General features: G+C 55.6%; 12 protein-coding genes. 2 read left to right on the top strand and 10 right to left on the bottom strand.

What is annotated here, in order from left to right; translation table 11 throughout:
- Window positions 1-73: 73 nt before the first annotated feature.
- The 5 genes from KTT_RS19235 to extP form a co-directional block, all read right to left on the bottom strand.
- A complete protein-coding gene (locus KTT_RS19235) occupies window positions 74-1471 on the bottom strand; it encodes a hypothetical protein (RefSeq protein WP_126597542.1) in 1398 nt (465 codons plus the stop codon).
- Between the two features lie 113 nt (window positions 1472-1584).
- A complete protein-coding gene (locus tag KTT_RS19230) occupies window positions 1585-2565 on the bottom strand; it encodes a cupredoxin domain-containing protein (RefSeq protein WP_126597541.1) in 981 nt (326 codons plus the stop codon).
- 208 nt (window positions 2566-2773) lie between these two features.
- Window positions 2774-3460, bottom strand: coding sequence for a Rieske (2Fe-2S) protein (locus tag KTT_RS19225; protein ID WP_126597540.1), 687 nt, complete (start codon window positions 3458-3460; stop codon window positions 2774-2776).
- A 25-nt stretch (window positions 3461-3485) separates the two neighbouring features.
- Window positions 3486-4037: a cytochrome b family protein gene (locus KTT_RS19220; RefSeq protein ID WP_126597539.1), complete on the bottom strand. Its 552-nt coding sequence runs from the start codon at window positions 4035-4037 to the stop codon at window positions 3486-3488.
- A 55-nt stretch (window positions 4038-4092) separates the two neighbouring features.
- Entirely contained in the window at window positions 4093-4902 is an 810-nt protein-coding gene (gene extP, locus KTT_RS19215) for a selenite/tellurite reduction operon b-type cytochrome ExtP (protein ID WP_126597538.1), read from the bottom strand.
- Window positions 4903-5870: 968 nt separating this feature from the next.
- Here extP and KTT_RS19210 point away from each other — a divergent pair.
- Window positions 5871-6947: a HAMP domain-containing sensor histidine kinase gene (locus KTT_RS19210; protein WP_126597537.1), complete on the top strand. Its 1077-nt coding sequence runs from the start codon at window positions 5871-5873 to the stop codon at window positions 6945-6947.
- Between the two features lie 70 nt (window positions 6948-7017).
- Window positions 7018-7668: a response regulator gene (locus KTT_RS19205; protein ID WP_126597536.1), complete on the top strand. Its 651-nt coding sequence runs from the start codon at window positions 7018-7020 to the stop codon at window positions 7666-7668.
- Between the two features lie 152 nt (window positions 7669-7820).
- Here KTT_RS19205 and KTT_RS19200 read toward each other — a convergent pair whose 3' ends face one another.
- From KTT_RS19200 to KTT_RS19180, 5 genes are all read right to left on the bottom strand, one after another.
- Window positions 7821-8171: a hypothetical protein gene (locus KTT_RS19200; RefSeq protein ID WP_126597535.1), complete on the bottom strand. Its 351-nt coding sequence runs from the start codon at window positions 8169-8171 to the stop codon at window positions 7821-7823.
- 350 nt (window positions 8172-8521) lie between these two features.
- On the bottom strand, window positions 8522-10264 hold the full coding sequence (locus KTT_RS19195) for a zinc ribbon domain-containing protein (protein WP_126597534.1): 1743 nt from the start codon (window positions 10262-10264) through the stop codon (window positions 8522-8524).
- 505 nt (window positions 10265-10769) lie between these two features.
- Window positions 10770-12005 (bottom strand): NAD(P)/FAD-dependent oxidoreductase, encoded by a 1236-nt coding sequence (locus KTT_RS19190; protein ID WP_126597533.1) that lies wholly within the window; start codon window positions 12003-12005, stop codon window positions 10770-10772.
- Between the two features lie 213 nt (window positions 12006-12218).
- Entirely contained in the window at window positions 12219-13541 is a 1323-nt protein-coding gene (locus tag KTT_RS19185) for an Nramp family divalent metal transporter (protein ID WP_160145980.1), read from the bottom strand.
- A 115-nt stretch (window positions 13542-13656) separates the two neighbouring features.
- Window positions 13657-14340: a metal-dependent transcriptional regulator gene (locus KTT_RS19180; protein WP_126597531.1), complete on the bottom strand. Its 684-nt coding sequence runs from the start codon at window positions 14338-14340 to the stop codon at window positions 13657-13659.
- Between the last annotated feature and the right edge of the window lie 386 nt (window positions 14341-14726).

The raw sequence follows: 14726 nt of genomic DNA, 5'->3' as shown, positions 1-14726 counted from the left end.
GTTGAAAAAAAGGAGGAGGGCCGATCGCGGTGATCGGTCCTCCTCTTTCTTTTTCTTTGGATGGGAGCGCGAGTTAGACGCGGTAGCGATTGCGCGCCAGGAAGAAGAACTGGATCGCACCCAGCACCGCGAACAGCGCGAACATCACAAAGGCATCGGTCGCGCCAGCGGTATTGATGGGGTTCGGGATGTTTGGTGGCGTCTCTTCCGCCGCGAAGTTGGCCATCGAGAAGAAGGCGAACGCGGACAGGTAGACGAACAGACAGGTACCCATGACCAGCCACATGCCCAGGCAGCCCAGATTGCTCTCACCAACCACGGCGAACTCACGGCGGGCAGACATGCTCCAGACGGTCGCCACGATCAGGATGGCGGCGCACAACATCATAGCCGTTGGCAGCGCGCTGGCCGAGGTGTGCATCACCAGAGCGGTCAGAGCGATCACAGCCGTAATCACCACGCTACCGACAACCACCATGTTACGATTGGACTTCCAGGCCCAGATCGCGGCCAGCATGGCACCGAAGAAACTGGATGTAATCACAGCATCAATGATATAGCCGGCATCCTGCGAGAAAGAGCAGCTCCCAGGAATAACGGTCGCGCGGGTGCAGTTGGTCAGGTAGGATCCCAGCACTGGCAATGGATGGAGCAATGCCAGCAAAGGATAGGCTACCAGCCAGAACACAAGCAGGAGGGCACCGGTCTGGGCCAGGCCCAGCGCGCCAACCGCATAGAGGCCCGCCATGGTGTTCTTACGCACCGGGCGCATCAGATAATGCAGGCGCAGCGCGAAGGCACCCAGGGCCAGAAATACCGAGATACCAAGCACGATGTTGAGCACAACCGGCTGAATGCTGGCCGGGAACGGATTGTAGTTGTAGCTATAGACAAAGAAGATCAGCAGCAGGCTGGAGACGATCAGCATAATGCGGATCGCCGGCGTCGTGCCCAGGTCGCGCCGATCTGGATTGCGCTTCTCACCCATCGCCAGCACACTGTAGAAGACAGTAGCCAGGCCAACAAAGAGAATGACCAGACCTACCGCGATCAGATCGATCGCATTCGCCTGAAACCAGAGGAATCGACCACCCAATACTGGCAGCAGACTCGTCTTCTCCGAAGGGAACGACTGGTAACCGGTCACGGAGACCCCGACGGTCACCGCCAGGCCAACGATCGTTACGATCGCGCCGACGCCCGCCAGCAAAACTGGAGAGATCACCGGTTTAGGATCAAACAGGAACTCAATCACCATGATCACGGCAAAGCAGGCCAGGCAGATCAGACCGAGGCTGAACGTGCCACGCTCGAACTCCACCAGGCTCGACGCCGTCATGGCATTATAGATATAACCCGGAATTTGCCCAACGAGGATCGCGGCTAGCAAGAAAAAGCCAATGGCAAAAATCATTGCACGCGCCCACGACATTCGTTCCGGCAATTCACGTTTTTGTGTCGCTTGTTGCATGAATCGCAATTCCTTTCGACATGCCGTTCGTCATAATTATCCAGCGAACCGGCATGAGCAGCGATCAGAATCTGGAACAGGATCGCGTCCCGGCCGGGACGCGATCTCAACAGTTACTTGGTTATAACGAGCTGTGCCACCATATCCGGGTGGATCGAACAGTAGTACAGCAGGCGATGCGTGTCGGAATTGAGATTGTAGGCAGCATCGGTAACTGTATACGTGAACGAATCGCCGGTCGCGATCTGCTTTTTGGAGTCAAAGATCTGGCTGGCAGCCTTCGGCTGCGCGATATCCTGACCCTGAACAGCGACCACCGTGTGCGCAAGCTTGGATTTGTTGACCCAGGTAATTTTGGTGCCGACCTTGACCTTGACATTGATCGGCGTAAAGCAGCCCGACTGGCTCTGGCAGGTCACGCCATTGGTGCCAGGATCAACGATGGTCAGCGTAATGCTGGACTGATTGCTCATATCCTGGGCTGTCCCAAACTGACCTTCCTTGCCGTAGGTTACCGCGGCATTATAGAGGGTCGTATTGTTGGCCTGCAGATAGTCTGGTAGACCATCGAGGCCGTTCTTCTCATGATTTTTAGGATCAGTTGAGCGGATAAAAGCCATCAAATAATCGATATCATTGCTCAGCAACGCACCACCATAGGTATCAGCCTTCGGGATAGCGTTGGGATTGGCGGGCTGATTCACGGCTTTAGGATTATAAATGCCAGCACTGATAATGCGGCGAAGATTATCGTCGGTCTGAGAGCTGAAATAGCTCATATCATAACCGTTATAGGTCGCGTTCTGCACCTTGTTATTCACAATGGCATAACAATTGAGCGTACAGTTATTCGCGTACGTATGCATGCCACGCTCAATGGCCAGGTTCTGCTGATTGTTGGTCGCCTGTACCTGATTTCCACCCTCAACAATCCAGAAGACCGGGATCATCAGAGCCACGAGGCCCAGCATGATGATCGAGCCAAAGCCCGTCTTCTCTACCGCGTTTGACCTCGAGTAGAATATATACAGCAAGCCGCCGACGACTACCAGCAGAATGATGATACCCACCACAGCTTGTACTAAATTTCCCATAATACACACCTTTTGATATGCAGCCTATCGGTCCCTCGCCCATGAGGGCGCTAACCTCAAGGTGTTCTCAGCGCGAATTTCTTATCTTGCAGAAGCAGACTGCCTCTTCCGATATGCGTGCGAACCGCGACCAGCAGAGACAGTTTGCTTGTGAGGTATTGGCTTTCCGAATGCATATTTGACGCGAGTCAAAATATCAAACGACACCTTATAAGGAACAATCCACAGTAGGGGCCGCGATCAATCTCGTTGTGACATCGGGGTGCGCAACGTTCGAATTGATGACGCCTGTATTCACCACGACATCCTCACCCTGGATCGACACCTGGAAGCGATCGAGGCTACGAGGAGCCGGACCATCCAGGTACTCACCGGTGACGTTGTAGTGCGAACCATGACAGGGGCACTTAAAGCTATCACAGTTATCACGGAACGGCACGGTACAGCCAAGGTGCACGCACTTCTGATAGAGCGCGATCCAGTAGGAACCATCTTTATCCTTCACCACGTTCTCCGAAGAGAGCTGACTGCTTAAATCGCCGCCCTTCAGCAAGAACTGCGTCGATGGATCAAGGTGAATGATATAGGTACGAGCCACCGGACGATGGTAGACGCCCTGCTGCTCCAGCTTAAACTCAGTAGGTTTCGACGCCTTGAACTCGCTCACCTTACCGACCGTCAGGGTTGAACCGAAGCCACCCGACAGGTTGGGATACATATAGAATAGAGCTCCGGCAACCGCGGAGGTGGCAGAAACACCCCAGACAGCCAGCATGGACCGGCGAAGGAAACGTCGGCGTGAGATACGCTGCTTCGCAATCTCGGCAGCTTCTGCACCACCACCGTGCAGCACTTCATACTGCTGCGGTGAAATGGGAGGTGTATCAATACTCATAAGTCAGAAATCCTCTTTCCTCAGCCTATAGATCAAAGTAGACATGCTGCCACGGCCACACCCAGAGCCAGCCGGGACCACGGAAGAAGCTACCGGCCAACGTAATCACCGCCCAGAAAACAACAAACATAGTAAATGTTACAATTGCAACCTTACGATCAGCATATGCGCGGCTCGGATTACGGTCTACATATGGCAGAATTGCCAGGGCAGCCAGCGTAAAACCTGGTACCAGCACACCAGCCGTGGTTGGCGGGAAGTAGTGCAGCAGTTCCTGCAAGCCCAGGAAGTACCAGGGGGCTTTCGCCGGGTTTGGCGTTGTATTAGGAGTCGCCGGTTCCTGCAAAGGAGCGTCGATAACCAATGAGAGCAGCGTAATCATCACCATCAAGGCGGTCGCTGCGAAGAACTCACGTACGAGCAGATGGGGCCACACGAAGACCGAATCTTCGAGTGGCTTCTCTACACGCGTAATCGCCTCCTGTTTGACAACCGCCAGGGTACGGTAGCGACGTTGTGCCGCCGGCGTCGGCGCCTGTTGTTGTACCTTTGGTGGTTCTTTCTGTTCAATCGACATAGAGGTATCCTCTCATGCATGCATGACACCGTAGGTCATCCTACGGCCTGGCTCGTTATCCACGTACGCCAGACAGAGTCTGGTCTCGCTCGGCACGGGCTTCCAACTCTCGACGTGAAGGAGGAGGAGGACCAGCCTCACCACCATCTTTACGAATACGCCAGAAGTGGACCGCCATCAGGATAGCACCGGCCAATGGCAACAGGATGACGTGACCAACATAGAAGCGGATCAACGTAGCCTGGCCAACGGCACCGCCACCTACCAGCACTTTATATACGGGGTTGCCCAGCAACGGCGTATACGGAGCCAGGTTGGTACCGACCGTGATAGCCCAGATGGCGATCTGGTCCCATGGCAACAGGTAACCGGTAAAACTTAAGAACAGAGTAACAAAGAATAGCAGCACACCAACCACCCAGTTGAACTCTCGGGGTGGCTTATATGCACCATGATAAAAGACACGAATCATGTGCAGCGTCACCGATACAACCATCAAGTGGGCTGCCCAGCGGTGCATATTGCGCACAAGATGACCAAAAGAGACAGCGCTACTTAACTGATTAATATTCTGATAGGCAACGTTTGTATCAGGTACATAATAGAACATAAGGAAGACGCCGGTAATCGTTAGCAGCAAGAATAAGAAAAATGAGATGCCGCCCATACACCAGGTGTACGTGATCTTCATCGCCTGCCGGCTAACTTTCACCGGATGAAGATGTAAAAATACGTTACTCATCATGACCAGAGACTGGTTCAATGGAGTATCTGGATAGCCGTGCCGGAAGATGGAACGCCAGACCTGGCTCTCGACGATCTTCTGCGTGGCCGCGTCGAGCAAGCTTTTATTGGTAGAGCTCACTGTGCCTCCTCAAAAGAATCAAGCCTGAAAAAAAGGTGTGAGGCTTGATCAGGTTGGAAAGATATCATCGCAAAAGTTCTTCTTGTAATGTGTCGCTGATTATAGCATACGTACCCCAACACTGGTACCCCCTCTAGCCGACATTGCCTGCCAGCAGCCCGAGCATACCCGACATTTTTCTTTCTCTACAATATGTTTCACAAGTCGAGCAACGATGGCATGATAGCTGAGATAAAGTTAGAACTTTTGCCCTCTTCACCATAGATTATAATGGATTGTCTAGAGGAGATGGAAGAGAAGCGGATGATTGTCCCAGGCTTCTCAATCCTTCCATTAGACATATAAACCTAAGATACAGTGCCTGTGAGGCTCAGGCATCAGGTATGCACCTGATTTTTTTATGAGGTGTACCTGATTTCATAATTTTGCTGCCCCGCTAGCGCGGGGCAGCAAAATTATGAAATCGTTGGGAGTTGGGGACACCCCAAACCCCGGCAGGAGGGGCTAGGCGCCCCTCCTGCACCTCCCGCCTTTTGCGGAGGGGGATGCAAGGGTCAGCCAGCACCCTGACTTGCACGCCTGACCCTCTGCACAAAGAGAGACGTGCTAGGCATTCCCCGCCCTCTTAGAGAAGAGAGACGTGCTAGGCATTCCCCTCCCTCTGCACAAAGAGAGACGTGCTAGGCATTCCCCCTCCCTCTTAAAAAAGAGAGACGTGCTAGGCATTCCCCTCCCTCTGCACAAAGAGAGACGTGCTAGGCATTCCCCTCCCTCTTAAAGAAGAGAGAGACGTGGTGGTGGGGCGCGGCCGCGCCCCACCACCACGTCTCTCTTTTTTTATTCTCTGCCGCCGCAGGCGGCGAGTGCGGCAGAGGCAGAGCTGGTTTGACGTCGGTTCGAATAACCGATACAATTACTATAGATATCACTACACCTTCAAAATTTGTGCATATAAAGAGATTTTCGCGATGTCTGACGCTCAAATACATGAGAATACAACGCCTCGGAGCCATAAGCTGCTGGGAGCGCTGAATGAATTGCCCGTTTTCTACCGTGTGTTGCTGGCCAATAGCGCGATCATTTTCGCGGGCGCAACTGGCGGCACGTGGCTGGCGACGAGGCTCAATACATTTTCCTATGTGCCGCTGATCATCTTTGTGGCCGTTGGCTGGCTGGTCAGCATTGCGCTCAACTTTGTTTTGCTGCAGTTCGCGTTCCGTCCTCTGCTAGACCTGGGAAAGGTGATGAACAGGGTGCAGGAAGGCGAACGGACGCTGCGCGCGCCCCTGACAGGGACAGATCCACAGGCCGATCAGCTGGCGCGCACCTTCAATATGATGCTTGAGGCCATCGATGAGGCGAACCGCCAGCGGGCGGCGCAGATCATTAACGCGCAGGAGGAGGAGCGTAAACGCGTGGCGCGCGAGCTCCATGATGAGACCTCGCAGGTGCTGACCTCCTTGCTGATCAGCCTGGCCGTGCTGGAGGAATCCATTACATCGCCCGAGGCGCGCGAGCGCATCGCGGAGACACGCCAGCTGGCCCACCAGACCCTGCGCGCCATTCGCAGCCTGAGCATCGACCTTCGTCCCAGCGCACTGGACGACCTCGGGCTGATGCCCGCGCTGCGCTGGTATATCAAAGAGTATCAGCAGAAGACCGATATCGATGTTGATTTCCAGACCACCGGCATGAAGGACCGCCTGACCTCCGAGACCGAAACGGTCCTTTATCGCATTGTACAGGAGGCGCTCACCAACGTGGCCCGTCACGCGCACGCGCGGAAGGTAAGCGTCATTTTACGCGAAAGCGATAACGCCATCGATGTTACGATCTCCGATAATGGCGAAGGCTTTGACGTCGAGAAACTGAAGACAAAACCCACCCTCGGTCAGGAGCGCGGCTGGGGACTGGTCGGCATGTTTGAGCGGGCTCAACTGCTCGATGGCTCACTGGATATCGAATCGCACCCCGGACAGGGTACCGTGATTCGCGCCCACATCCCCATCCAGCTGGCATCCTCCAACATGGCCGTCACGACCTGAGCGGTTGGATCGACAATGTTGACTATTGACGCACCATGCCATAGAAGCACCATTAGGAATGAAATAAAAAATGAAGATACGGATACTCTTGGCCGATGACCATACCATCTTACGCGCAGGCCTGAAAATGATGCTGAACGCTCAACCCGACATGGAAGTGGTGGGCGAGGCACAGGATGGTCGGCAGGCGATTCAGGAGGCGCAACGCCTCCAGCCAGATGTCATCCTGATGGATATTACGATGCCTGATATCAACGGCATCGAGGCCACCAAACAGATCAGGCGCCTACTGCCCGACATCAGAATCCTGGTTCTGACGATGCATGAGCATGATGAATATGTCTTCCAGGCCCTGCGCGCCGGAGCAGCCGGCTACATGCTCAAAGAGGCCGCCGACACCGAACTGATTACGGCCATCCACGTCATTAAAAGCGGGCAATTTTATCTCTCCCCCACCGCCCAATCGGTCGTCGTCGGAGACTATCTGCAACGCGTACGCACCGGAGAAGAGCGCGACAGCTACAGCAGCCTGACCGAACGCGAACGCGAGATCCTGAAACTGGTCGCCGAAGGCCATACCAATAACCAGATCGCCGAACGCCTGATCATCAGTCCCAAAACCGTCGACACGCACCGCACCCACATCATGGACAAGCTCAACCTCCACAGCCGCGCCGAACTCGTCAAATACGCCATGCGCCGCGGCCTCCTGGAGGATTAACGCTCGGGTACGAGCCGCTGCGCGGCAAAGCCGGGGCAAGCCCGGCACCTACGGGAGATCTTATAAATTGAAGGGGGGGTGGGGCGCGCAAGGCGCGCCCCACCCCCCCTTCAATTTATAAGATTGGGGGCGTCAGCGCCCCCACGCTGGCATTAAAGAGAATCATCGTCCTCATCGAAGTCGAGAGACTCATTATTTTCTTCAGCGAAATACTCATCGCTGTAAAAACCAACATCTTTACCGACATAGACGCTGACCAGGAAGTCGTCACGCGGCATATCGGCAGAAAGCACCAGATCCTCATCAATCTGCTCGATCAGCTTTGTCAGATCCGACTCTTCCAGCTCGCGCTCCAAAATAAGGGTGCCATGCACCGCGGTGGTGGTAAAGTGTATGTCAACGGTTCCCAGGCGGTTATTGCTCTGCAGGTTGTTACCCTGCATAATGTAATAGCCTTCTGAGTGGGGGGTGCGAAAATGGCGTTCGAAATGAATATCGTCCATGTGCTTGTCCATGTGGCGTAGTAGCGAGGCTGCTACGCACTCCTTTCTCCAAATTGATGCGCTGCAAAGATCCAATGCCGATGAGCAAAACTTTATCCCCAAGGTATATCGCTGGCGAGACGCGAAAAATTACGCATGCATACAAATATGGTCCCGCTCTAATATACCTGTAACAGCCATATAGGATAATTAGCCCCTACGAGTCGGGCCGAGTGTCATTATACCATACACGCGGTCCCAAACGTTGTGCGGTGTCTCTCATTGACGCAGAGACCTATAAGAAAAGGCCGGCCGAAGAGGGATGGTGCGAGATGCACCATCCCTCTTCGGCCGGCCTGGTAGTGCTGGCGCTAGTGGAACCGCAGGCTTGAGCGCGCGGGGGAGAAGACCAGATCCTCCTCATCCTGCGCCACATTTTTGGGGACCATCTGTGTCCAGGTATAGAGCTGATTATTATGCATACCGGCATAAATGGTGCCTGTATAGCTGGCGCCCGAGACTTGAAAGTCGCCCCGGATCTGCTGCCAGCTGGTCCCGGCGAAGGTAACGGTGCCGCCGGGCTTCGCATTGGTCATGCCCAGATTGGTCGCCTGCTGCTGCAGGTATGTGGCAACATTAGAGGAACCGGACGCGGCTCTGGCAATCGTAATCTGGGCGGTATTGCTACTATCGGCTAGCTTCAGAGTCGTGCCAACGAGACTACTCTTCCATCCCGTGGGATACTCCAGGGATACTCCAAGGGGATCATTAGTTACCGACTGCACTGGCCGGGTGGCCTGCACGGACGAGGAGGAATGGGACGAGAAGAACCAGCCGCCCAGTGCCAGCAGGCAGACCAGGACGACGGCCACAATAGCAATGAGGGGGAGGCGGCTTTTCGCCTTCTTGACAGACTCTGACCGCACCAGCGCGAATGAGGGTGCTGCCTCCGGGCGTTCCAGCTGAACAGGTGCCGCTGTAGGAGCGGCAACCGGTGGCTGGACCGACGCCGCAGCAGCCGGCCGCTGCTCCTGGGGAGCAGAAGAAGCCAGGCCAGGCAGCGAATTTCCCCTGCCAGAGCTTGATGGCGTCTGCCCTTTCGCCAGGTTCGGTACTTGCCACTGCGCGGTTGGCATCTGATCGATATGCTCATCCGCGACCGTCTTGCTGGATGGGGGGGCATCGCCCTGCCTCTGCGGTCGGGTCTCCGGCAGCACAGGCGAGGACACCGAGCTCAGGGAGACGGTCGGTAGATGGGTCAACGTCGTTTCGATTGGATCTTCTTCTTCGAGGCCGGCACGAGAGAGTGAGCTCGTCGGCAAATCTTCAATCTCTGTTTTCCGCGACTGCGAACGCGCTTGAGCGGCGGCAGGAGTGTTAGAGGAGGACTCAGAGGGCGCGGGAGCGGGCACCTCGGTTACGGTTGGTGTCTCCTCAATATTGTCCCAGACCTTCGTATGCAGTTTGCGGGCCGGTGGGGGCGTCGAAGGCAGGACCGGAAAAGCATCCTGCGGCTCAGCCTGGGGATCAGCGGCATTCTCGCGTCCCGCGATAACGTGCGTCATCGGCTCGGGCCAGGCAAAACCGGCGGCAGGCTGATCCGAGGTCCCCCGGCTGCGCCCAAAGCGGGCACCCTGTCCGGGCCGGCGCGCACTGACGTTTCCACCAGCGGCCCCACTATCGGTGGGGCGGGCCGGAGCGGGGCGTGACGAGCGCGGCGCGGACGCATTCTCCCCGGCGCCGCTAGAAGGGCCAGCGGACGGCTGTTCCTCTCTGGTAGTAACACGCGACTCTGGTCGGGGAGGTGGCGCAGGAGCATCATATCCCTGAATGCCCAGCCAGGGCGTCACATTGGAATTATCAACTTTCTTAGCGTTGGCCGCCTCGGCAGGCCGACTCGATGGGGCAAATGGTTGCCGGGCCACCTGCTCTGGCAATGACGATGATGAGGATGAATCCAGTGCATCATTGATCTTGTCAGGTGCATTCTCTCCGGCCGCCATGCGCGCATCAGAATGTAATGAATGATCAGGAATGGGGGCGCCGCAATGATTGCAAAACCGCACATTATCTCGCGGTATTTCCGTCCCACAATGGGTACATACTGTCGCCACGGAGCATCTCCTACTAACTAGCTCTTATCGCACCTTACGTTAGCTGAAAAGCTGCAAACAGTCAAGTAACAGGCTCAAAGATAGCACATATATACAATAATAACCATATTCGGATATTTTTTGGAATTCTTTTTTATGCGTGGCCGGGTGCTACGCACCCGGCGGGTTATATATGGTGGTGCGAGGGCGCGCTGCGGCGCGCCCTCGCACCACCATATATAACTGGAAGGAGCGCGCACTTCTCTCTCTTCTCTAACCAGGAGGCGCGCGCACTTCTCTCTCTTCTCTAACCAGGAGGAGCGCGCACTTCCCTCTCTTCTCTAACCAGGAGGAGCGCACACCCCTCTCTTCTCTAACCAGGAGGCGCGCGCACTTCTCTCTCTTCTCTAACCAGGAGGCGCGCGCACTTCTCTCTCTTCTCTAATTTCATGAACAAAGTTTGTGGGGCAGCATGTGCGCACTGCGCACATGCTGCCCCACAAACTTTGTTCATGAAAGCTTTTCCTTATTTGAGGGTGAGGAGGGCTTCGCGTTCGGCGGGGGTGGCGAAGGGCTGCTGGCTCTTCACGACATCGATCAGCTTCTTGCGCCCCTTGGGGCTACCGATCATGAGGACGCCGACCAGCTTGTTCTCCTGGAAGAAGAGGCGGCGATAGTTTTCGTTGCCTTTCTCGCCCGGCTCACGCAGGGCGACGGTCTCCATCTCGGGATTGTTGGACTCGGCACTCCCGACAACGGCGATATTGACGTCGAACAGGGGGCTGGTATAGGTCGGGATGTCTACATAGGCCTGGTGTCCACCGGCCATATTGATGGCCGCGACCTGCCCATGGGATTTGGCGTTATCCCAGGTGCCCATGGTATGGTGGCGCTTAATGGTGGAGTCGTAGAAGTTCGCCACGTCACCGGCCGCGTAGACGCCCGGCACATTGGTCTCCAGGTACTCGTTGACAACGACGCCGCCATTCACCTCGATGGGCGATCCCTCCAGGATTTGCGTATTGAGCGTAATGCCCAGGCCCACGCCGATCATGTCGGCCTGGATCTCGCGTCCCTTTATGGTCTTGACGTAGCTGGGCACGCCATTGGACGGAACGACCGAATCGATCTCGTCACCATGGATGACCTCGACGCCAAACTTTTTGGCGATATTATCTACGACCTCGCCGCCATCGGTATCCAGCGAGTTACGCAGCCAGTAGGGTCCGCGCATCAGCCAGGTGGTATGCAGCTTGCGCATGGCGAAACCGTCGCAGAGCTCATAGGCGATAAAGCTGCCGCCATAGGCCAGCGCGGTACGGGATTCCAGCATGCGCTCAACGATAGTTTTGGTATCGTCGAGGGTGACAAAATTGTAAATATGTTTGGTATCGCTCGCGCCAGGAACCTTGAGAGGATTGGCCCAGCCGCCGCTGGCGACCAGTAAGGCGTCATAGGGGAACTCACGCCCATCCTCGGTGCGGACCACGCGCTCCTCGGTATTGACGCTTGAGACCAGGACCTCGGTAATCAACAGGATGTTGCGCTGCTCATGCCAGGCGAAGTCACGGATCATGACTTTCTGTTCCGGCAGCACACCCTGCAGGAAACGTGGCAGCGACACGCGGTTGTAGAGCGGATAGCGTTCATTGGTGAGCAGATGAATGCTGCAATTGGGGTCGTTTTTGCGCAGGGTTTCTGCGGCTGTTGTGCCGGCAACGCCATTGCCGATAATCACATATCTTTTCTCGTGAGTTGCCAAAAAGTCTCTCCTTATATGAAATATCGCTGACCAGGGGCTTGCCTCCCCGGGCATTCTTGCTGAATAGCTACTTTCTTTCTTTATGCCAGGTTAGCAAAATATTAGCATACTCGACCGGTAAATACCATGGTCGAGTATGACATGTGTGGCCATGGGTGTATGGTAACATTGTCGGACGATCGCGACCACCCGGCAGTGTCACCATACCCATGATTAGAGAGGCAGGTAGCTGTAGATGAGCCAGACATTGAGGGCTGTAATCAACAACGCCAACAGGATATGGATAATGGTAATAGTGCGCGTATCGGTAAATTTGCCCATCAGGTCCCGGCGGCAGGAGAGCACGATCACCGCGACGATGGTGAAGGGCAACTGCAGACTCAGGGCGACCTGGCTAATAACCAGCACCTGGACCGTCGGAATGCCCAGCGCCGCGACAACCAGAGCCGGAATCAGCGTGATGGTACGCCAGACCCAGACCGGGATCGAGCGATGAAAAAATCCCTGCAGAACGACCTGGCCGGCCAGCGTTCCGGTCATCGAGGACGAAAGGCCCGACGCCAGCAGTCCGATGCCGAAGGCGATAGCTGCGAAGGTGCCCAGCACCGGAATCAGCGAGATATAGGCGGTCGACAGATCCAGGTTATTAGCATTTACGTGATGATAGAAGACAGCGCCTGCCACCACCAGCATGGCGGCATTGACGAAAAAGGCGACGTTCAGCGCGGCGATGGTATCGATCTTCGCCAGGCGCAACACCTGGCGTCGCTCGGTCAGCGGCGCCTCGGGACCACTAAGTCGCTGATGAGAAAGGTAGGAGTGCAGAAACACATTGTGCGGCATGACCGTCGCACCAAGGATACCAACGGCAACCATAATGCTGCCCGAGGATAATTGCGGCACAACTACATGAAACGCCGCGCTCCCCCAGCTTGGGTGCAGCAAGGCCGTTTCATAGACATACGCTAATCCAATAATCGAGACAAAGCCGATAACAACGTACTCCACCTTACGAAAGCCCCAGCGACTCAAACCGAGCAGGGCCATCACAATAACAGCGGTCATGATCGAGCCGACGACCAGAGGGATGCCAAAGAGAATCTGAAAACCCAGGGCGCCCCCCAGGATCTCTGCCAGGTCGGTCGCCATAATAGCGAGCACAGCCGTAACGCCAAAGGCCATGACAACAGGACGAGGGAAATACTCCTGCGCCAGCTGAGCCAGATCCTTGCCGGTCGCGATTCCCAGTTTAGATGAGGCAATCTGCAGGAAGATAGCGATAATATTGCTGACCAGGATCACCCACAGCAATTGATAGCCAAAGCCAGCGCCAGCCGCCAGGTTCGTCCCCCAGTTACCGGGATCCATATATCCGACACTGACCAGAAAACCAGGGCCCAGCGCCTTCAGAATCTCGCGCGCGCCCAGGCCCAGGCGATTATTACCGGTCCACAAACGCTTCCCCGCATAGAGGAGACGCAGATGTACAGGTGCCTCATACTCCACTTTGCTACGTGATTTTGTTAATAATGCCATACGAGACTTCCTCATCTACAATAGATATCACATACTATTAAAGGACAGCGATACCTGCCTGGCGCGGTAATACGTCTTAATGTGTATACGGCCAGATTCAGATATGTGAGACGCGCTATGAAGCCGAGACAATAATATGCTCCGCCAGTTCGGCCCCCAACATATAATCGACCTGAGCCCCTTCCTCACCGACCCGGATCTGCAGTGGACCCCCAAAGGGCGCGCGCGCGAGCAGTTGAACGCGGCATTCAGGATAGAGACCCATGCTGCCCAGGTAACACAACTTTTCGGGATCTTGATCGCTGACGCGCAAGATTTGCGCGCACTGTCCATCCTCCATCTGAGAGAGCTTGATGCCCCGGCGTACCGCGATCACCCCGTCTTTGCTGGGGATGGGATCGCCATGCGGATCGATGGTGGGATAGCCCAGCAGCTGGTCGAGCCTGGCTTCGAACTCCTCGGAAATGACATGCTCCAACCGGTCAGCCTCTTCATGAACTTTATCCCAGCTATAGCCCAGTTCGCGCGCCAGGTACAGTTCGAGCAGCCGGTGATGGCGAATAACCTCCATCGCCTTCTGCTCGCCAAGGGGAGTCAGGCGCACACCATGATAGGGGACATGCTCGACCCAGCCAGCGGCGGCGAAGTCTTTAAACATCATTGTCGCGGTCGCATCGCTCACGCGCAGCCTCTCGCTCACCGCGGAAGTGGAGACCTTTTGATTGCGCTCTTGCATACTGTAGATAAGCTTGAGGCAATCGCTGATGCGTGGAGCAAGCTCCTGAATAGGCTTCTGCAATTTCCATTTCCTCCAAAAATAATTTTTTAGTGAACTAAAAATATAGTACCATATTGCTAAAAGATGGTCAAGGGGAGGTTTCGTGCCGCCTGCGGCGGCACGAAGGAGAAGAAGGTGTCGAGCGCCCTGGTGGCTCAGGCCAATGGCCTGAGCCACCAGGGCGCTCGACACCTTCTTCTGGAATGATTTGGAAGGAAGGGGTGAGCCACCAGGGCGCTCGACACCTTCTTCCGGGGCGATTTAGAGAAAGGGTGAGCAACCGGGGCGCTCGGCACCTTCTTCCGGGGCGATTTAGAGAAGGGGTGAGCCACCAGGGCGCTCGACACCTTCTTCTGGAATGATTTGGAAGGAAGGGGTGATTTAGAGAAAGGGTGAGCATGTGCGAC

This window comes from Dictyobacter aurantiacus (assembly GCF_003967515.1).
Classification (GTDB): domain Bacteria; phylum Chloroflexota; class Ktedonobacteria; order Ktedonobacterales; family Ktedonobacteraceae; genus Dictyobacter; species Dictyobacter aurantiacus.
Note: the sequence above shows the minus strand (reverse complement) of the source record. Positions and strands in the feature narration are given on the sequence as shown.

Excerpts from the sequence above, each read along its gene's own strand:
- KTT_RS19235 (WP_126597542.1), bottom strand. The coding sequence starts at position 1,471 with ATGCAACAAGCGACACAAAAACGTGAATTGCCGGAACGAATGTCGTGG.
- KTT_RS19230 (WP_126597541.1), bottom strand. The coding sequence starts at position 2,565 with ATGGGAAATTTAGTACAAGCTGTGGTGGGTATCATCATTCTGCTGGTA.
- KTT_RS19225 (WP_126597540.1), bottom strand. The coding sequence starts at position 3,460 with ATGAGTATTGATACACCTCCCATTTCACCGCAGCAGTATGAAGTGCTG.
- KTT_RS19220 (WP_126597539.1), bottom strand. The coding sequence starts at position 4,037 with ATGTCGATTGAACAGAAAGAACCACCAAAGGTACAACAACAGGCGCCG.
- KTT_RS19210 (WP_126597537.1), top strand. The coding sequence starts at position 5,871 with ATGTCTGACGCTCAAATACATGAGAATACAACGCCTCGGAGCCATAAG.
- KTT_RS19205 (WP_126597536.1), top strand. The coding sequence starts at position 7,018 with ATGAAGATACGGATACTCTTGGCCGATGACCATACCATCTTACGCGCA.
- KTT_RS19200 (WP_126597535.1), bottom strand. The coding sequence starts at position 8,171 with ATGGACGATATTCATTTCGAACGCCATTTTCGCACCCCCCACTCAGAA.
- KTT_RS19185 (WP_160145980.1), bottom strand. The coding sequence starts at position 13,541 with ATGGCATTATTAACAAAATCACGTAGCAAAGTGGAGTATGAGGCACCT.